18 protein-coding genes are annotated in these 18,254 nt (G+C 74.0%); 17 read left to right on the plus strand and 1 reads right to left on the minus strand.

Features of this window, described 5'->3' with window-relative positions; genetic code table 11:
* Positions 1 to 22 precede the first annotated feature (22 nt).
* The 17 genes from ACIQVI_RS24310 to ACIQVI_RS24390 all read left to right on the plus strand — a co-directional run bounded on the left by ACIQVI_RS24310 (position 23) and on the right by ACIQVI_RS24390 (position 17,685).
* Positions 23 to 334, plus strand: coding sequence for a hypothetical protein (locus tag ACIQVI_RS24310; protein ID WP_403599326.1), 312 nt, complete (start codon positions 23 to 25; stop codon positions 332 to 334).
* A gap of 362 nt (positions 335 to 696) precedes the next feature.
* Positions 697 to 1,215 carry a DUF2617 family protein gene (locus ACIQVI_RS24315; RefSeq protein ID WP_053649848.1) on the plus strand — a complete coding sequence of 173 codons (519 nt, stop codon included), beginning with the start codon at positions 697 to 699 and terminating at the stop codon, positions 1,213 to 1,215.
* 74 nt (positions 1,216 to 1,289) lie between these two features.
* Positions 1,290 to 2,948, plus strand: coding sequence for a polyamine aminopropyltransferase (locus ACIQVI_RS24320; RefSeq protein ID WP_403599329.1), 1,659 nt, complete (start codon positions 1,290 to 1,292; stop codon positions 2,946 to 2,948).
* A gap of 68 nt (positions 2,949 to 3,016) precedes the next feature.
* Positions 3,017 to 3,949, plus strand: a complete 933-nt coding sequence (locus ACIQVI_RS24325) for an SRPBCC family protein (RefSeq protein ID WP_403599332.1) — start codon at positions 3,017 to 3,019, stop codon at positions 3,947 to 3,949.
* A gap of 72 nt (positions 3,950 to 4,021) precedes the next feature.
* Positions 4,022 to 4,807, plus strand: coding sequence for an aldose 1-epimerase (locus ACIQVI_RS24330; protein ID WP_403599802.1), 786 nt, complete (start codon positions 4,022 to 4,024; stop codon positions 4,805 to 4,807).
* A 26-nt stretch (positions 4,808 to 4,833) separates the two neighbouring features.
* Positions 4,834 to 5,373 (plus strand): orotate phosphoribosyltransferase, encoded by a 540-nt coding sequence (gene pyrE / locus ACIQVI_RS24335; protein WP_383417073.1) that lies wholly within the window; start codon positions 4,834 to 4,836, stop codon positions 5,371 to 5,373.
* Between the two features lie 222 nt (positions 5,374 to 5,595).
* Positions 5,596 to 6,618: a class II fructose-bisphosphate aldolase gene (fbaA, locus tag ACIQVI_RS24340; RefSeq protein WP_062754101.1), complete on the plus strand. Its 1,023-nt coding sequence runs from the start codon at positions 5,596 to 5,598 to the stop codon at positions 6,616 to 6,618.
* Between the two features lie 84 nt (positions 6,619 to 6,702).
* The gene (locus ACIQVI_RS24345; RefSeq protein WP_403599337.1) at positions 6,703 to 7,863 is read left to right on the plus strand and encodes a MalY/PatB family protein; all 1,161 of its coding nucleotides are present in this window, start codon (positions 6,703 to 6,705) and stop codon (positions 7,861 to 7,863) included.
* A 102-nt stretch (positions 7,864 to 7,965) separates the two neighbouring features.
* Positions 7,966 to 9,486, plus strand: coding sequence for an MFS transporter (locus ACIQVI_RS24350; RefSeq protein ID WP_403599340.1), 1,521 nt, complete (start codon positions 7,966 to 7,968; stop codon positions 9,484 to 9,486).
* Positions 9,487 to 9,500: 14 nt separating this feature from the next.
* On the plus strand, positions 9,501 to 9,914 hold the full coding sequence (locus ACIQVI_RS24355; RefSeq protein ID WP_351973491.1) for a DUF3151 domain-containing protein: 414 nt from the start codon (positions 9,501 to 9,503) through the stop codon (positions 9,912 to 9,914).
* 214 nt (positions 9,915 to 10,128) lie between these two features.
* Entirely contained in the window at positions 10,129 to 11,112 is a 984-nt protein-coding gene (locus tag ACIQVI_RS24360; RefSeq protein ID WP_403599343.1) for a DUF3152 domain-containing protein, read from the plus strand.
* A gap of 121 nt (positions 11,113 to 11,233) precedes the next feature.
* On the plus strand, positions 11,234 to 12,145 hold the full coding sequence (locus ACIQVI_RS24365) for a tryptophan 2,3-dioxygenase (protein WP_403599346.1): 912 nt from the start codon (positions 11,234 to 11,236) through the stop codon (positions 12,143 to 12,145).
* Positions 12,138 to 13,403 carry a kynureninase gene (gene kynU / locus ACIQVI_RS24370; protein WP_403599349.1) on the plus strand — a complete coding sequence of 422 codons (1,266 nt, stop codon included), beginning with the start codon at positions 12,138 to 12,140 and terminating at the stop codon, positions 13,401 to 13,403. Before ACIQVI_RS24365 ends, kynU begins: the two co-directional genes overlap by 8 nt.
* Positions 13,404 to 13,549: 146 nt before the next feature.
* Positions 13,550 to 14,416, plus strand: a complete 867-nt coding sequence (locus ACIQVI_RS24375) for an alpha/beta hydrolase (RefSeq protein WP_403599352.1) — start codon at positions 13,550 to 13,552, stop codon at positions 14,414 to 14,416.
* A gap of 96 nt (positions 14,417 to 14,512) precedes the next feature.
* A complete protein-coding gene (locus ACIQVI_RS24380) occupies positions 14,513 to 15,826 on the plus strand; it encodes a sensor histidine kinase (protein WP_403599355.1) in 1,314 nt (437 codons plus the stop codon).
* Positions 15,823 to 16,485 carry a response regulator transcription factor gene (locus ACIQVI_RS24385; RefSeq protein ID WP_351973453.1) on the plus strand — a complete coding sequence of 221 codons (663 nt, stop codon included), beginning with the start codon at positions 15,823 to 15,825 and terminating at the stop codon, positions 16,483 to 16,485. The genes ACIQVI_RS24380 and ACIQVI_RS24385 overlap by 4 nt, the downstream gene beginning before the upstream one ends.
* A gap of 9 nt (positions 16,486 to 16,494) precedes the next feature.
* The gene (locus tag ACIQVI_RS24390) at positions 16,495 to 17,685 is read left to right on the plus strand and encodes a cytochrome P450 (RefSeq protein ID WP_403599360.1); all 1,191 of its coding nucleotides are present in this window, start codon (positions 16,495 to 16,497) and stop codon (positions 17,683 to 17,685) included.
* A gap of 88 nt (positions 17,686 to 17,773) precedes the next feature.
* On the opposite strand, the gene ACIQVI_RS24395 is transcribed toward ACIQVI_RS24390, so the two are convergent.
* On the minus strand, positions 17,774 to 18,193 hold the full coding sequence (locus ACIQVI_RS24395; RefSeq protein ID WP_403599362.1) for an ArsI/CadI family heavy metal resistance metalloenzyme: 420 nt from the start codon (positions 18,191 to 18,193) through the stop codon (positions 17,774 to 17,776).
* Between the last annotated feature and the right edge of the window lie 61 nt (positions 18,194 to 18,254).

Consider the following 18,254-nt stretch of genomic DNA (forward strand, 5'->3'; position numbering starts at 1 on the left):
CAGAAGAACGGGGGCAGTACTCATGGCACTTTTCATCGGCATCGTCCTGGCGGCCGCGATCGTGGTCGCCGTCGCACTCGTCGCCACCGCGGAGAAGCGGCGCGCGGCCGCCGCGCAGCGCGCCGCCGTCCGCAGGTCCCTCGCCGCCTACCGCGTGGCGGCCGCCCGCTCCGGGACCGGCAAGCGGAACGGGCGGCGGAAGAGCCGGAGCAGCAGTAGCGGTGACAGCGGCGGCTGGATCGACGGGGGAAGTTCCTGTGGTTCCGGCAGTTCCTGCGGCTCCGGCGGCTCCAGCAGTTCCAGCTGCGGGGGCGGCGGCTGCGGCGGCAGCTGAGCGGGCGGGCCGCCGGCCACGGGGGTGTCGGCGGCCCGTCGGTACGCGTGCGCGGGGCCGTCGCCGGGCGCGGTCCCGCGCACGCGGGCGGGGCCCGAGCACACGGGGCCGTCCGCCGGCGTGCGCCCCGGCGGTCGAATCCGGTTGAACAAGTGAACTGTGGGGTCCCCGAAGGGGTTGGAAACCACGGCAAGTTGGGTAAAAACGCTGCGAGTCGTCCGGCGTCCGTGGTTCTCTCGCTCCTGACAGAGACAGCCCTCGGACCGTGTGTGGACCCGAGCCGGCGATTCCCCACTCCCGTTGAAACCCTTCACCGGGGCGCCCCCGGCCCACCCGTCAAACCGTGTTTGCGGAGCCGACCCATGCTCACCTCCCTCAAGACCTCCTACACCGACACGCGCGCGGCCGATCTGGCCTGGGCGCTCGGGCGCGAGCCGCTGCCCGCCCTCGCCGTCCTCGACCTCGAACTCTCGGGCGCCAAGCTCCAGTTGAGGCTGCTCGGCGCCTCCCACCAGGTCCTCCTGGAGGAGGAGGGGCGCACCTGCTCGGAGACCGTGGCCTGTATGCCCGGCAGCAGCACCCCGCTCCCGCTCGGCGTCTCCAAGCGCGTCGGCGGCTGGGAGTACGAATTCGCCGCGCGCGTCGAGACGCTCTCGGACGGCTCCTTCGCGGGCCGCGCGCAGGAGTTGCTCGCGCTCGTCGCCGACCACCCGCACGGGCTCGCCGGCACCTTCCCCGGCTCCCCGCACGCCTTCACCGCGATGCTGGCGCAGCGCCACGAGGGCCAGGTCCGCTGGCGCACCTGGCACGCCTACCCGCAGGAGGGGCAGTTGGTGGTGACCAGGACCAGGATCGGCGCGCGTATGCCCGCCGCACTCTGATGCGCCCCCCGGAAACCCCATGTGCACCCGTGCGGGTGACGAGGGGCACTCGGACCGTGACGTAGCGTTACCGCATGATCGAGCCGATCCTGACCGTGCCACCCGAGGAGCGGGCGCGGCGGGCGCCCGCGCGGCGGCCCGTCCGGCCGCGCGAGGCGGTACGGTTCCCGGTCCTCGCGGTGGTCTTCGTCTGCGCGGCCTGCGGTCTGGTCTACGAGCTCGAACTGGTCGCCCTCTCCTCGTACTTGATCGGAGACTCGGTCACCCAGGCCTCCGTCGTGCTCTCCGTGATGGTGTTCGCGATGGGGGTGGGCTCGCTCCTCGCCAAGCGGCTGCGCTGCCGCGCCGCCGTCGGCTTCGGCCTGGTCGAGGCCGCGCTCGCGCTCGTCGGCGGCTGCTCGGCGATGGTGCTGTACGCGGCCTTCGCCTGGCTCGGCGAGTCGCGGTACGTGGTCGTGGCGTTCTCCCTCGCGATCGGGGTCCTCATCGGCGCGGAGATCCCCCTCCTGATGTCGCTGATGCAGCGCACCGGCCGGAAGGGGGCGCCCGGGGAGGCGGACGACGCGGCCGGGACGGTCGCCGACCTCTTCGCCGCCGACTACGTCGGCGCGCTGGTCGGCGGCCTCGCCTTCCCGTTCCTCCTCCTGCCCTGGCTCGGCCAGCTCACCGGCGCGCTCGTCACCGGCGCGGTGAACGCCGTCGCGGGCGGCGGGCTCGTCCTCTGGGTGTTCCGCCGCGACCTGACCGCCCGCTCCCGGGCCCTGCTCCTCGCCGTGAACCTGGGCGTCCTGGCCGTCCTCGGCACCGCGACCGTCCTCGTCGACGACTTCGAACAGGCCGCGCGCCGGGCCGTGTACGGGGAGCGCGTGCGGGTCGCCGTCCACACCGACCTCCAGGAGATCGTGGTGACCGGGAGTCCGGAGGGGCCGCCCGACCTGTTCCTCGACGGCCGGCTCCGGGTCGCCGGGCAGGACGAGTACCGCTACCACGAGGCGCTCGTCCACCCCGCGATGAACGGCCCGCACGCGCGCGTCCTGATCGTCGGCGGCGGGGACGGGATGGCCGCCCGCGAGGTGCTGCGCCACCCCGGCGTCCGGTCCGTGACCGTCGTGGAGCTCGACCCCGGGGTCGTACGCCTCGCCCGCACCGATCCGGCACTCGCCCGGCTCAACGCGGGGGCGTTCCGCGACCCGCGCGTCCGGGTGGTCCACGAGGACGCCTTCCACTGGCTGCGGGGCGCCGCCGACCGGGTGCGGGAACGTTACGACGTGGTGGTATCCGACCTGCCCGACCCCGGGATCACCTCCAGCACCAAGCTGTACTCGGAGGAGTTCTACGGGCTCGTGGCCCGGGTCCTCGACCGGTCCGGACGGTTCGCCGTCCACGCAGGCTCGCCCACCGACCGGCCCCGCACCTACTGGACGGTCGACGCCACCCTGCGGGCCGCCGGCTTCGCGACCCGGCCCTACAGCGCGGGCGGCCGCACCCCCGGCTTCGCCGCGGGCCCCGACCGCGCCGACCGCGTCGCCGGTACGGGCCCGGGGCCCTGCGACTGGGGCTTCCTCCTGGCGGTCCCGGGCGACCGGCCGCCCGCCCTCGGCCTCGACCCCGCCGGGCCCCGGCCGCGCTCGCTCGACGGGGACGCGCTCGCGGCCGCCGCCCGCCGCGTCGAGCGGCCCCCGGGCGACGGACCGCCCTCCTCGACGCTGGTGCACCCGAGGTACGGCGACTGAGCGGCGGGAGCACCCGGTGCGGGGCGAACAGGCGACGCGGCGCCCCGGCCTGAGTAGGCTCGGCTCCCATGGAGCATGAGGTGTTCGTCCCGGTACCGGCCGAGGCCCTGCGCGCGACGCTGACGGACCCGGCCCGCGTGGTGCGCTGCGTGCCCGGTCTCCAGCGGGACGCGGGCGCGGACCCCCTCGCGGGCCGGCTCAGGGTCCGGGTCGGCGGCCACACCATCACCTACCGGGGCGCGCTGCGGATCGTCGAGCGGGACGGCGCCATCACCTACGAGGGCGAGGGCGCCGAGGTCCGGGGCAAGGGCGGGGCGGAGCTGTCGCTCACCGTCGTCCTCACCCCGGTGGCCGAGGGCACGAACCTGAGCTTCACGGGCGCCCTGACGACGACCGGCCGGCTCGCCGGGGAGACGGACGCGACCAGGACGGCAGCGGGCACGCGCCTGCTCGACCGGTTCGTGGAGACGCTGACGGAGGTGGCGGGGGAGTCCTCGGGGGACGGCGCCGATGCAGACCGTGGTGCCGATGCAGACCGTGGTGCGGGTGCGGGTGCGGGTGCGGGTGCGGGTTTCGGTGCCGGTGCCGAGGGCGCTCCCGACGGCGAGGGCGACGAGAGCTCCCAGGCCGCTGAGGGTGCTGAGGGCGACGGCGCCGACGACGACGGTGTCGACGACGGCGTGGAGGAGCCCTCCGACCGCGGCGTCGTCTTCGACGCCCCGCCCCCCGCCCTCGACCCCCTCCCCGGCGAGGCCTTCGGGGACGCGCCGATCGAGTTCCCCGCCCCGCAGCCCGCCGCCGAGGCCGCCCACGCGCGCCGGACCATGATCGGGCGCAGCGCCGAGGAGGTCGACCACGCCCCGCCGCGCGGCCGGTACGCCCCCGTCCCCGCCCCCGAGACGATCAGCGCCGGGGCCACCCTGCGCTGGATCGCCCCGGCCGCGGCCCTCGCGCTCGCCTCCGCCGTCGTCGTCGGCCGCGCCCTGCGCCGGCGCCGCTGAGGACACCCCGGGACGCCGCCGAAACGGTCGGCCGCGTTCCGTGCCCCGCAGGCTTAGGGTCGGGGGGTGAGCATGAAGACGCGACTGACGGCGGGCGACGCCGAGTTGACCATCAACCCCGACAACGGCTGCCGCATCGAGGGCCTGCGCATCGGCGGCACCGAGGTGCTGCGCCAGGGCGAGCGGTACGGGTGCTTCCCGATGGTGCCCTGGTGCGGGCGGACCGAGGACGGGCGCTTCCGCACCGGCGACACCACCCACCAGCTCCCGGTCAACGCGCCCCCGCACGCCATCCACGGCACCGTCCGCGACCTCGCCTGGAAGACCGCCCGCACCTCCGCGACCGAGGCCGTCTTCGTCTGCGAGCTCGGCGACCCCTGGCCGTACGGGGGCCGGGTCACCCAGGTCTTCGAGCTGGCCGAGGACTCCCTCACGCTCCGCTTCGGCGTCGAGACCTACGACGACTCGTTCCCGGCCCAGGCCGGCTGGCACCCCTGGTTCCTGCGCAACCTGGGGCGGGGCGGTCAGGACGTACGGGTCGACTTCGCGCCCGCCTGGCAGGAGGAGCGCGGCGAGGACCACCTCCCCACCGGCCGCCGGATCGACCCCCTTCCCGGCCCCTGGGACGACTGCTTCGGAATGCCCGGTGGCGTCGACGTCACCCTCACCTGGCCGGAGGAGCTGGAGCTGAAGGTCACCAGCCGCGCCGAGTGGGTCGTGATCTACGACGAGCAGGCGGAGGCGGTCTGCGTCGAGCCCCAGTCCGGTCCCCCGAACGGCCTCAACACCCACCCGCGCCTGGTCACCCCGATCGACCCCCTGGAGGTCGAGAGCACCTGGAGCTGGCGCCGCCCCTGACCCGGAGGCCCCTTAAGCTCGTGACCATGACTGACGTACGCGCTGAGCTGCTCCAGCAGATCAAGGACAAGGCCGTGGTGCACGGCAAGGTGACCCTCTCCTCGGGTCTGGAAGCCGACTACTACATCGACCTGCGCCGGATCACGCTGGACGGCGAGGCCGCCCCGATGGTGGGTCAGGTCATGCTCGACCTCACGGCCGATCTGGACTTCGACTGCGTCGGCGGTCTGACCCTGGGCGCCGACCCGGTCGCCACCTCGATGCTGCACGCCTCCGCCGCGCGCGGACAGCGCCTCGACGCCTTCGTCGTGCGGAAGGCGCAGAAGGCGCACGGAATGCAGCGCCGCATCGAGGGGACGGACGTCAAGGGCCGTCGCTGCCTCGTCGTCGAGGACACCTCGACCACCGGCGGCTCGCCGCTCACCGCCGTCGAGGCCGTCCGCGAGGCGGGCGGCGAGGTCGTCGCCGTGGCGACGATCGTGGACCGGGGCGCGGCCGGCGCCATCGCGGAGGCGGGGCTGCCGTACCTCACCGGCTACCGGCTCGGCGACCTCGGCCTGGCGTAACTGCCGCGAAGTCGTGACGTAGGTCCCGGGACAGGGCGAGAACGGTCCTGACCTGCACTTTTGGCCAGGGGCGGGGTGTTTCACGTGAAACACCCCGCCCCTCGGCGTGCCGGGCCCATGGGAGCCCGCACCAGAGTCTGGAAGGATGGGGGCGACGATGACGTCGCCCCCAGGTCAGGGACAGCAACAGCACACACCCCGCACATCACAAGGAGCGGACGAATGCCCATCGCAACCCCCGAGGTCTACAACGAGATGCTCGACCGGGCGAAGGCAGGCAAGTTCGCCTACCCGGCCATCAACGTGACCTCGTCCCAGACCCTGCACGCTGCTCTGCGCGGCTTCGCGGAGGCCGAGAGCGACGGCATCATCCAGATCTCGACCGGCGGTGCCGAGTTCCTGGGCGGTCAGTACAACAAGGACATGGTCACGGGCGCCGTCGCCCTGGCCGAGTTCGCGCACATCGTCGCCGCGAAGTACGACATCACGGTCGCCCTCCACACCGACCACTGCCCGAAGGACAAGCTGGACGGCTACGTCCGTCCGCTGCTGGAGGTCTCCGCCGAGCGCGTCGCCCGGGGCGAGAACCCGCTGTTCCAGTCGCACATGTGGGACGGCTCCGCCGAGACCCTCGCGGACAACCTGGCCATCGGCCAGGAGCTGCTCGCGAAGGCCGCCGCCGCCAAGATCATCCTTGAGGTCGAGATCACCCCGACCGGTGGCGAGGAGGACGGCGTCACCCACGAGATCAACGACGAGCTGTACACCACCGTCGACGACGCGATCCGCACCGCCGAGGCCCTGGGCCTGGGCGAGAAGGGCCGCTACCTGCTCGCCGCGTCCTTCGGCAACGTGCACGGCGTCTACAAGCCGGGCAACGTCGTGCTCCGCCCCGAGCTCCTCAAGGACCTCCAGGCGGGCGTCGCCGCGAAGTTCGGCAAGGCCGACCCGTTCGACTTCGTCTTCCACGGCGGTTCGGGCTCCACGGCCGAGGAGATCGCCACCGCGCTGGAGAACGGCGTCGTGAAGATGAACCTCGACACCGACACCCAGTACGCCTTCACCCGTCCTGTCGTGGACCACATGTTCCGCAACTACGACGGCGTCCTGAAGGTCGACGGCGAGGTCGGCAAGAAGTCCACCTACGACCCGCGCACCTGGGGCAAGCTGGCCGAGGCCGGCATGGCCGTCCGCGTCACCGAGGCGTGTGCCGCGCTGCGCTCGACCGGCACCAAGCTGAAGTAAGCACGTCATGAGCGAAGGGCCCGGCACCCCCGAACGGGGAGGCCGGGCCCTTCGTCCGTCGGGGAGAGAGGGCGAGAGGGCCTGATGTACGACTTCGACCGGGAGATCGACCGGCGCGGCACCTGGTCCGTCCAGTGGGACGGGATCGCGGACCGCTTCGGCGTGCCCGACCTGCTGCCCTTCACCATCTCCGACATGGACTTCGCCTCCCCGCCGGAGGTGCTCGCCGCCCTGCGCGAGCGCGTCGACCACGGGGTCTTCGGCTACACGGACTGGCGGCTCGGCGACTTCCGCGAGGCGATACGCCACTGGTACGCGAGCCGCTACGACGCCGCGATCGACCCGGAGTCGCTGGTGTACGCGCCCTCCGTGCTCAACCAGCTCTCGCAGCTGCTGCGGATGTGGACGGAGCCCGGCGACGGCGTGGTCGTCCACACCCCCACGTACGACGGCTTCCGCAAGGCCGTGACCGGGCTCGGGCGCGAGCTGCGCGGGGTCCCGGTCGGGGACGCGGAGGCGCTGGAGCGCGAGCTGGCCCGGCCGGACAGCCGGATGCTGCTGCTCTGCTCCCCGCACAACCCGACCGGCCGGGTGTGGACGGAGGCGGAGCTGACCGCCTTCGCGGAGCTGGCCGAGCGGCACGGCGCGAGCGTCGTCAGCGACGAGATCCACGCGGACCTGACCACCGAGGGCCACCGGCACGTGCCGTGGACCCGGATCGCGGAGCGCGGCCGGGGCCGCCGCTGGGCGCTGGTCACCTCGGGCACCAAGGCCTTCAACTTCCCCGCGCTCTCCGGTTCGTACGGGATCGTCGGCGACCCCGACGAGCGCGCGGCCTTCGTGCGGCGGATGGAGACCGGCGAGGGCCTCGCCTCGCCCGCCGTGCTCTCGCTGACCGCCCACATCGCCGCGTACCGGCACGGCGCGGCCTGGCTGGACGAGCTGCGCGGCTACGTCGCGGGCACGATGGAGCTGGTCCGGGAGCGCCTTGCCGAGGGCCTGCCCGGGGTGGTCTGGGAGCCCCCGCAGGCCGGGTATCTGGCCTGGATCGACCTGCGGCCCCTCGGGATCGAGGAGACCCGGCTCCAGGAGGAGCTGGTCACGGCGGAGAAGGTCGCGATCATGCCGGGCGGCACGTACGGCACGCCGGGCTTCGTCCGGCTGAACGTGGGCTGCCCCCGGAAGAAGGCCGAGCGGGGTGTGGAGGCCCTGGTCAGGGCGGCGAACCGGCTGCGGACCGGCTGAGGCCGCCGCGCGCGACAGGACGACCACCGGGGGCCGGTGCCGTGACGGGCGCGCCCTGAGCCGTCGCGCGCGCGGCGGGACGTTTCGCGAGACCATGCGGACATGGGCGAGCGGGACGTGCGGATGGCCTCCGGGGCCGGGCGGTGGATCGTCTTCACCACGGTCCTGGGCTCCGGGATGGCGCTGCTCGACTCCACCGTCGTCAACGTCGCCCTGCCGCACATCGGCGAGGACCTCGGCGCCGACCTCGCCGTCCTCCAGTGGACGGTCAACGCCTACATGCTGACCCTGGCCGGGCTCATCCTGCTCGGCGGTTCGCTGGGCGACCGGTTCGGACGGCGCCGGGTCTTCGTGACCGGGGTGGTGTGGTTCGCCGCCGCCTCGCTGCTCTGCGGCCTCGCCCCGAACGCCGGGGTGCTGATCGCGGCCCGCGCGCTCCAGGGCGTGGGCGGGGCGCTGCTCACGCCCGGGTCGCTCGCGCTGATCCAGGCGAGCTTCCACGAGGACGACCGGGCCAGGGCCGTCGGGCTCTGGTCGGGCTTCGGCGGGGTGGGCGCGGCGATCGGGCCGTTCGTCGGCGGCTGGCTGGTGGACGGACCCGGCTGGCGGTGGGTGTTCCTCCTGAACGTGCCGCTCGCGCTGGTCTGCGTCCCGGTCGCCCTCCGGCACGTGCCCGAGTCGCGGGACGAGGCCGCGCACGGCCGCTTCGACGTGCTCGGCGCGTTCCTGGGCGCGGCGGCGCTCGCGCTGGTGACGTACGCGCTGATCGGGGCGGCCTGGTGGGCCGGAGCGGCCGGGATCGTGGTCGGAGCCTGCTTCGTGGGGGTGGAGCGGCGGCGCGGGGAGGCGGCGATGGTGCCGCCGTCGATCTTCCGCTCGAAGACCTTCACGGCCGTCAACCTGGTCACCCTCTGCGTGTACGCCGCTTTCGGCGGGTTCTTCTTCCTGGCGGCGCTCCAGCTCCAGGTGGTCTCCGGCTACTCGGCGCTCGCCGCCGGCACGGCCCTGCTGCCGACGACCGTGCTCATGCTGCTGTTCTCGGCGAAGTCCGGGGAGCTGGGGGAGCGGATCGGCCCCCGGATCCCGCTCACGGTCGGGCCGCTGCTGTGCGCCGCCGGGATGCTGCTGATGCTGCGGGTGGGCGAGGACCCCTCGTACGTACGGGACGTGCTGCCCGCGCTGCTGGTCCTCGGGCTCGGCATGACGGCCCTGGTCGCCCCGCTGACCGCGACCGTCCTCGCCTCGGTGGACGTGTCCCGGGCGGGCCTGGCGAGCGGGATCAACAACGCGGCGGCGCGGGCGGCCGGGCTGCTCGCGGTGGCCGCGCTGCCGATGCTGGCCGGGATGGGGCCGGAGGCGTACCGCTCGGCGGCCGAGTTCGGGGAGACGTTCCGGCGCGCGATGCCGATGTGCGCGGGGATCCTGGCGGCGGGCGCGGTCCTGGCCTGGACGACGATGCGGGGCGCGGCCGCCGGGGCCGGTGCGGGTGCGGAGGCCGGTGCCGGCGCGGGGGCCGGTGCCGGGGCCCGCTGCCATCCGGAGTGCCGGGTGCACTGCGGGGTGCAGGCCCCGCCGCTGGACCCGGGCGGCCGGGCCCGGGGCGGTTCGGGGCGTCCGTCCTGAGGCAGACTGGGCCCATGGCCATCCACGAGAACCTCCTGGGGGGACCCGCCCCCACCCACCTGCCCGACGAACCGGGTCCGCGCGAGCTGCTCGCGAGCGGTACGGCTCCGGCGGAGGTCGCCGCGAAGTACCCGACCTCCTCGCTCGCCTGGGCGCGCCTCGCCGACGACGCCTTCGAGGGCGGCCGGGTCGTCGAGTCGTACGCCTACGCCCGTACCGGCTACCACCGGGGCCTGGACGCCCTGCGCCGCAGCGGCTGGAAGGGCCACGGCCCGGTCCCGTGGGAGCACGAGCCGAACCGCGGCTTCCTGCGCGCGCTGCACGCCCTGGCCCGGGCGGCCGGCGAGATCGGCGAGAAGGAGGAGTACGAGCGCTGCACGTCCTTCCTGCGCGACTCCTCGGAGACGGCGGCGGAGACGCTCGGCTGACACGGGCGCGACTCCCCGGGGCGGCGGCCGGCGAACGGCCGCCGCCCCGACGCCTTTTCGGCCTCGTGCGCCTCAGCGGAACCGACCGCGCGCTTTTCGAGTCTGTTCGAGCGGGACCGGTACGATCCCCGGAACCGCAGCACCGACGAACGCCGGTACCGAGGCCCCGTTTCCTCTTCCCCCACACCGGCCGGAAGCAGGGGAGAAGTCTGTCGTGGGCAAACGTGCCGCACCCGCAGGACGGCGACGCGCACAGGGCCGCCGACGGGGCGGAGGCGGACGCGGCCCCGTGCGCCGGCTCGCCCTCCCCGCCCTGGTCCTGGCGACCCTCGCGCTCGGCGGCGGCGCGGCCCTCGCCCACTTCAACGGCGGAACGGCCGACGGGAGGGCCTTCCCGGCCCTCCCCGTGCCCGGCCCCGAGGCCGTGCGCGCGGAACCGGCGCCCGCCCCGCCCGCGCCCCGGCCCACCACGGCGGCACCGACCCGGGCCCCGGCCCCGGCTCCGACCCCGACGCCGGCCGCGCGACCGAAGCGGACGCCGGCGCCCGGCCCCACCACGCCCGGGGCGAGCCCGAAGACGACGCCCGCTCCGACGCCCGAGGCCGTCCCGGAGAAGCCCGTGGTGCCCCGGGCCGGCTCCGGGACCTTCACCACCGCGCGGGCCTCCGGCGCCCCCACCGGCACCGGCGGCGTCCTGCGCCGCTACCGGGTCCTGGTCGAGGACGGCATCGAGCTCCGGGCGGACGGAACGGCCGCCGAGATCCAGCGGATCCTGGCCCATCCGCAGGGCTGGGCCGCACACGGCCGGGGCCGCTTCCAGCTGGTCTCCGAGGGCGAGGAGGCCGACTTCGTCATCCGGATCGCCACCCCGGACACGGCGGACGCGCTCTGCCTCCGCGAGGGCCTCGACACCGGCGGCGAGCTGAACTGCGAGACCACCGAGGGCGTCGTCGTGAACCTCCGGCGGTGGATGCTCGGCTCCCCGACCTTCGCGGGGGAGCCCGCCGAGTACCGGCACCTGATCATCAACCACGAGGTCGGCCACGAGATCGGCATCCGGCAGCACATGGCCTGCCCGGGTCCGGGAAAACCCGCCCCCGCGATGATGCAGCAGATCAAGGGCCTGGACGGCTGCGTTTCGAACGCTTATCCGTATGACGAAGACGGGAGCTACATCACGGGGCCGATCGTGCCATGATGCGTTTGGGACGGCGCGCGACGGAGCGCGCCTCCCGAGGGGACCGGAGCTCCCGTGCCGCACGAGGTGCCGCACGGTGCGAGCGGACCGCTACCCGGTAGAACGTACCGAGGAGACAGAAATGTCCACCTTCCCGGGTTCTCCCGATGCCTCCGGGACTTCTCCCGACACCTCCGGAGCCCCTTCCGGAGCCTCCGGCGCGGCCGGGGCCGACGCGGCCGTCGAGGCCCCGAACCTCGACTTCGCGGGCACGACGCCGTACGAGGACTACGTCCAGGCGGACGTCCTCACCCACCTCCAGCACCTCCGCTCGGACGACCCCGGCGAGATGGTCTTCCTGGTCACCACCCAGGTCATGGAGCTGTGGTTCACGGTGATCGTGCACGAGTGGGAGACCGCGAGCCGCGCCCTGCGCGAGGACCGGATCCCCGTCGCCATGGACGCGCTCAAGCGCTCCGTGCGCGAGCTGGAGGCCCTGAACCACTCCTGGCGGCCGCTCGCCCACCTCACCCCCGCCCAGTTCAACTCCTACCGGGGCGCGCTCGGCGAGGGCTCCGGGTTCCAGTCGGCGATGTACCGCCGGATGGAGTTCCTGCTCGGCGAGAAGTCCGCGTCCATGCTCGTCCCGCACCGGGGCGCGCCCCGCGTCCACGCCGAGCTGGAGAAGGCGCTCCACGAGCCGAGCCTGTACGACGAGGTCCTCGGCCTGCTCGCCCGGCGCGGCCTGCCCGTCCCGGCCGCCGTCCTGAACCGCGACCTCGCGAAGCGGTACGACTCCTCGCCCGAGGTCGAGGCGGTCTGGGCCGGGATCTACGCCGACCCCGACCAGAACGGCGAGCTGGTCCGGCTCGGCGAGGCCCTGAGCGACGTGGCCGAACTGGTCTGGCGCTGGCGCAACGACCACCTGGTGGCGACCCGGCGCGCGATGGGCGCCAAGACCGGCACCGGCGGTTCGGCCGGCGTGGCCTGGCTGGAGAAGCGGGCCCAGAAGAACGTGTTCCCCGAGCTCTGGACGGCCCGCAGCCATGTCTGATCTCCTCAAGGGCCGTCTCAAGGACCAGCTCAAGGACCGCCTCAAGAGCCGTCGCGAGGACCACCTCGAAACCCGGGCCCGGGACCTCGACGCGGCCGACGCACTGGCCGGACACCGCGAGAAGTTCGCCCTCGACGCGGACACCGTCTACCTCGACGGCAACTCGCTCGGCGCGCTGCCCGCCCACGTCCCGGCCCGGATGGCCGACGTCATCACCCGCGAGTGGGGCGAGCTGCGCATCCGCTCCTGGGACGAGTCCGGCTGGTGGACCGCGCCCGAGCGGGTCGGCGAGCGGATCGCGCCGATCGTCGGCGCCGCCCCCGGACAGGTCGTGGTCGGCGACTCGACCAGCGTGAACGTCTTCAAGGCGGTCGTCGCCGCCGCCCGTCTCGCGGGCGACGGACGCGACGAGATCCTGGTGGACGCCACGACCTTTCCCACGGACGGGTACATCGCGCGGTCGGCCGCGCGGATGACGGGTCACCGGATCGTGCCCCTCGACCCGGCCGCGATGGCGGAGGCGGCGGGCCCCCGCACGGCCGCCGCCCTCGTCAACCACGTCGACTACCGCAGCGGCCGGCTCCACGACCTGCCGGGCGTCACCGCCGCCCTGCACGCGGCGGGCGCGCTCGCCGTCTGGGACCTGTGCCACAGCGCGGGCGCCCTGCCCGTCGGCCTGGACGCCCACGGGGTCGACCTGGCCGTCGGCTGCACGTACAAGTACCTGAACGGCGGCCCCGGTTCGCCCGCCTACCTGTACGTCGCCGAGCGCCACCAGGCCGCCTTCGACTCGCCGCTGCCCGGCTGGAACTCGCACGCCGACCCGTTCGCCATGACCCCCGGGTACGAGGCGGCGGCCGGCGCCGTGCGGGGCCGGGTCGGCACGCCCGACATCCTCTCCCTCCTCGCGCTGGAAGCGGCCCTCGACGTGTGGGACGGGGTCGCGGTCGAGGACGTGCGGGCCAAGTCCCTCGCCCTGACGGACTTCTTCCTGGAGTGCGTGCGGGCGTACGTCCCCGAGGGCCGGGTCGCGTCGGTCACGCCGGAGGCGCACGGCGAGCGCGGCAGCCAGATCGCGCTGCGCTGCGCGGAGGCCCCGGCGGTGATGGCCGAGCTGATCCGGCGCGGGGTCGTGGGCGACCTGCGCCGCCCCGACGTCCTGCGGTTCGGCTTCACGCCGCTGTACGTCGGGTTCGCGGACGCGGAGCGCGCGGCGCGGGTCCTCGCGGAGGTCCTGGCGGACGTGCCCGCCGCGTAACGAGCGCGTGGCGAGCGCGCGGCGGTCGCACGGCCTCCGACCGGTCGCACGGTCCGATGATCAACCTGATCCGCGGGGCTCCGGTCCTGGTACCGTCCCCGCAGGTCAGGCCAATTCGGCCCCGTACCAGAGAGGTTGGAACAGCCATGGATCCCGCCGCGCGCGACGCCGCCGAAGAGGCGTCGGCCTTCTCGCACCCGGCCGTCGCCCCGGACGCCACCGCCGCGTACGGCGACCACCCGGACCAGGTGGTGGACTTCTACGCCCCGCGCGACGGGCGCGACCGGGCCCCGCTCGTCGTGGCCCTGCACGGCGGCGCCTGGCGGGCGCCGTACGACCGGGCGCACCTGTCGCCGTTCGCCGATTTCCTGGCCCGGCGCGGCTTCGCCGTCGCCAGCGTCGAGTACCGGCGCGGCGGCGGCCTGCCCCGCCAGGGCGGCACGGCCCCGGTCGCCGGGCGCTGGCCCGAGACCTTCGACGACGTGGCCGCCGCCCTGGACGCCGTACCGGAGCTGGCCGCCGCGCACCTGCCGCAGGCCGACACGGGCCGGATCGTGCTCACCGGGCACTCGGCCGGCGGGCAGCTCGCCCTGTGGGCCGCCGCCCGGCACGTGCTGCCCGCCGGGTCCCCGTGGCGGCTGCCGGCCCCGCCGCCGCTGCGCGGGGTCGTCGCCCTCGCCCCGATCGCCCACTTCGCGCGCTCGGTCGAGCTCGGGGTGTGCGGCGGGGCGGTCACCGAGCTGCTCGGCGGCCCGGAGGCGTACGGGGAGCGCGCGGCCTCCACCGACCCGGCCCTCCTCCTGCCGACCGGCATCGCGACCACCGTCGTACAGGGCCGCGAGGACGTCGTCGTGCCGTACGCGGTGGCCGACGCGTACGCGGAGGCGGCGGCGAAGGCGGGCGAGGCGGTCGGCCTGACGCTCCTGGAGGAGACCGGCCACTTCCCGCCGATCGACCCGGCGACGGACGCGTGCGCGGTGGTGGCGGAGGAGATCGCCCAGCTGGCCTGGTGACGGAGCCCGGGGCCCTTCGTAGTACTCAGGACGGACGGGGGAGGATCCGTACGGAGCGGGACGACCCGCCCCGGCGGCCCCCGTACCGTAATCGGCGTGACTCAGACACAGACCCCCGAGACGAGCCGCGCCCCCGAGTTCCGCCTGGTGCAGGCGGCCCTCGGGGGCCTGCGGCAGGAACTCTTCCACGACGCCTTCGCCTACCGGCCGCTGCCCCGCATGGACGTGGAGCGCGGCCCGACCCGCTTCCTGCCGAGGCGGATACGGGTGTACGCGGGGCTGCTGCCGCACGCGTTCGTCGCGTTCTGGGCGCTGATCGTCTTCGCCATGGGGTACGAGCGCATCTACTACCACTTCGGCGTGCTGGCGTTCGTGACCGCCACCGTGCCCGCCGTGATCGTGCTCCTCACCCTGGTCCGGCCGGTGCTCGCCTTCTGGGCCTCGCTGTGCGTGACGCCCTTCGTCGGCTACATCACGGGCTACGAGGGCGGCTGGCCCTGGTCGGACACGACGCTCACCATGCACCTGGTGGTCCTCGCCGTGGTCGCCGTCCGCACCCGTCCCCGTACCGCGGCGTGGATGTGGCTCGCGACGGCCGGCTTCTGCCTCTTCACGGAGATGTTCCTCGGCGTCGGGCGCGGCTCCAACTCCGTCCCGCTGCTCTTCGTCTCCGCCCTGGTCCTGCTCGCCGTCACCGTCTTCCAGGTCCGCCGCCAGGCCGACCGCGAGGTTATCGCCCAGCAGACGGTCACCGAGCAGGAGCGGTCGAAGCGGACCCTCCTGGAGGAGCGGACCACGATCGCCCGCGAGCTGCACGACGTCGTCGCCCACCACATGTCGGTGGTCGCCATCCAGGCGGAGGCCGCGCCGTACCGGGTGGAGAACCCGCCGCCGGAGCTGGAGCAGGCCTTCCTCACCATCCGGGAGAACGCGGTCGCGGCCCTGACCGAGCTGCGCCGCATCCTCGGGGTCGTCCGGGCCGAGGACTACGAGGCGCCCGACGCCCCGCAGCCCACCCTGGCCGATCTGGAGGCGCTCGTCGCCAACGTCCGCGAGGCCGGCCTCGACATCGAGAAGACGGTGACCGGCGCGGTCCGCGAGCTGCCGCAGGGCGTGGAGCTGTCCGCGTACCGGATCGTCCAGGAGGCCCTGTCGAACGTGCTGCGGCACGCGCCGGGCGCGGCGGCGAAGGTCGAGGTGTCGTACGTGCTCGGCGGCCTGGGCCTGCGCATCGCGAACGGTCCGGCGCGGGGGCTGGTGAAGCCGTCGCCGGGGGCGGGTCACGGCATCACCGGGATGCGGGAGCGTGTGACGATGCTGGGCGGGGAGATGACGGCCGAGGCGACCGAGGACGGTGGCTACGAGGTGACGGCCTTCGTCCCCGTGAGCCGCGAGGAGGCCGAGAAGTGATCCGGGTGCTGATCGTCGACGACCAGATGATGGTCCGGGAGGGCTTCTCGGTGCTGCTCGGCGCGATGCCGGACATCGAGGTCGTCGGCGAGGCGGTCAACGGCCGGGAGGCGATCGCCCAGGTGGCGGCGCTCCGCCCGGACGTGGTCCTGATGGACATCCGGATGCCGGAGCTGAACGGCATCGAGGCCACGCGGGAGATCGTCGCGGCCGACGCGGACGCGAAGGTGCTGGTCCTGACCACCTTCGACCTGGACGAGTACGTGTACCAGGCGCTGCGCGCCGGGGCGTCCGGCTTCCTGCTCAAGGACGCCTCGGCCCGGCAGCTCGCGGACGGCGTCCGGGTCGTCGCGGCGGGCGAGGCGCTGCTCGCGCCGACCGTCACCAAGCGCCTGATCACCGAGTTCGCGAAGGCGCCGGGGTCCTCGCCGCGCCCGCCGGCGATGGCGCAGATCGGGGAGCTGACCGAGCGCGAGACGGAGGTCCTGGTGCTGATCGCGCAGGGCCTGTCGAACGCGGAGATCGCGGACCACCTGGTCGTGGCGGAGTCCACGATCAAGACGCACGTGAGCCGGATCCTGGTGAAGCTGGGCCTGCGGGACCGGACGCAGGCGGCGGTGTTCGCGTACGAGGCGGGGCTGGTGCGGGTGGGCGGCTAACGTCCGTCCATGGACACCACCGCGTACGACCCCTGGTCGCCGGAGTTCGTGGCGAACCCCTACCCGGCCTACGCCGCACTGCGGGCGGGGGGCCGCGTCCACTGGCACGAGCCGACCCGTCAGTGGCTGGTCCCGCACCACGAGGACGTGTCGGCGCTGCTCCGGGACCGGCGCCTGGGCCGTACGTACACGCACCGCTTCACGCACGAGGAGTTCGGCCGGGAGGCCCCGGACCCGGCGCACGAGCCCTTCCACACCCTGAACGACCACGGGCTCCTGGACCTGGAGGGCGCGGACCACGCCCGGATCCGCCGTCTGGTCTCGAAGGCGTTCACCCCGAGGACGGTGGAGAACCTGGCCCCGACGGTACGGCGCCTCGCCGCCGGCCTGGTCGGGGACCTGCTGGCGGCGGGCGGCGGCGACCTCCAGGCCCTGGTGGCGGAACCGCTGCCGGTCGCGGTGATCGCGGAGATGCTGGGGATCCCGGAGGAGGACGAGGAGCGGGGGCGGCTGCGGCCCTGGTCGGCGGCGATCTGCGGGATGTTCGAGCTGAACCCGTCGGAGGAGACGGCGAGGTGGGCGGTGGAGGCGTCGATCGAGTTCTCCTCGTACCTCCGCGAACTGCTCGCGAAACGCCGCACGGACCCCGGCCCGGACCTGATCTCGGCCCTCCTCGCCGTCCCGGAGCTGACGGAACAGGAAATGATCTCGACCTGCGTCCTGCTCCTGAACGCGGGCCACGAGGCGACGGTGAACACCACGGTCAACGGCTGGCGGATCCTCCTCCAGGAGGGCGTCCGCCCGTGCCTCGAAAACTTGTCCACAGCTGTGGAAGAACTCCTGCGCTACGACACCCCGCTCCAGATGTTCGAGCGCTGGGTCCTCGACGACATCGAACTCGACGGCCGCGTGATCCCCCGGGGCTCGGAGGTCGCCCTCCTCCTCGGCTCGGCCAACCACGACCCGTCCCGCTTCGGCCCCACCTCCGACACCCTCGACCTCACCCGCCCCGACAACCCCCACCTCACCTTCGGCGCAGGCATCCACTACTGCCTGGGCGCCCCCCTGGCCCGCCTGGAACTGACCGCCCTCTTCGGGGAACTGCTGCGGCGGGCCCCGGGGATGCGGCTGGTGTCGGAGCCGGTGCGGAGGGAGGGGTATGTGATCAGGGGGTTCGAGGAGCTGGTGGTGGAGGTGTGAGGGGCGGCTCGCTCGACGAGGCCTTCCGGCCGTCCCGCGTCACCCGCTCGCACCCGTGGAGCACGCCGGTCGTCGCGGAATTCCCGGGCTAGGCCGGGGTGCAGCAGGCGGAGGGCGTGTCCGCGGCCTTGGCGAGGGTGTCGGCGTCCGCCTTGACCGTGTAGACCTCCCACGGCTCCCCGCCGGGGCCCGTGACCCAGACCTTGTCCTGGAGGGCGTAGCAGCAGGACGTGTCGTTCTCCTCGGCGGTGGTGAGGCCGGCGTCCTTGAGGCGGGTGGTGGCCGCAGTGACCCCGGCTGTGGTCTCCACCTCGACGCCGAGGTGGTCGAGGCGGGTGTCCTCGCCGGCCCCGCCCTCGATCAGGACGAGCTTGAGCGGCGGTTCGGTGACGGCGAAGTTGGCGTAGCCGGGGCGGCGCTTGGCGGGTTCCACGCCGAAGAGCTTGGAGTAGAAGGCGACCGAGCCTTCGAGGTCGGCGACGCGCAGGGCGAGCTGGACGCGGGACATGGCTGTCTCCTTGTTTCGACAGTTGTCGATACAGCTTGGCGAGGTCGAGGTTGCCACCGGG

This window comes from Streptomyces sp. NPDC098101, assembly GCF_044760185.1.
Classification (GTDB): Bacteria; Actinomycetota; Actinomycetes; order Streptomycetales; family Streptomycetaceae; genus Streptomyces.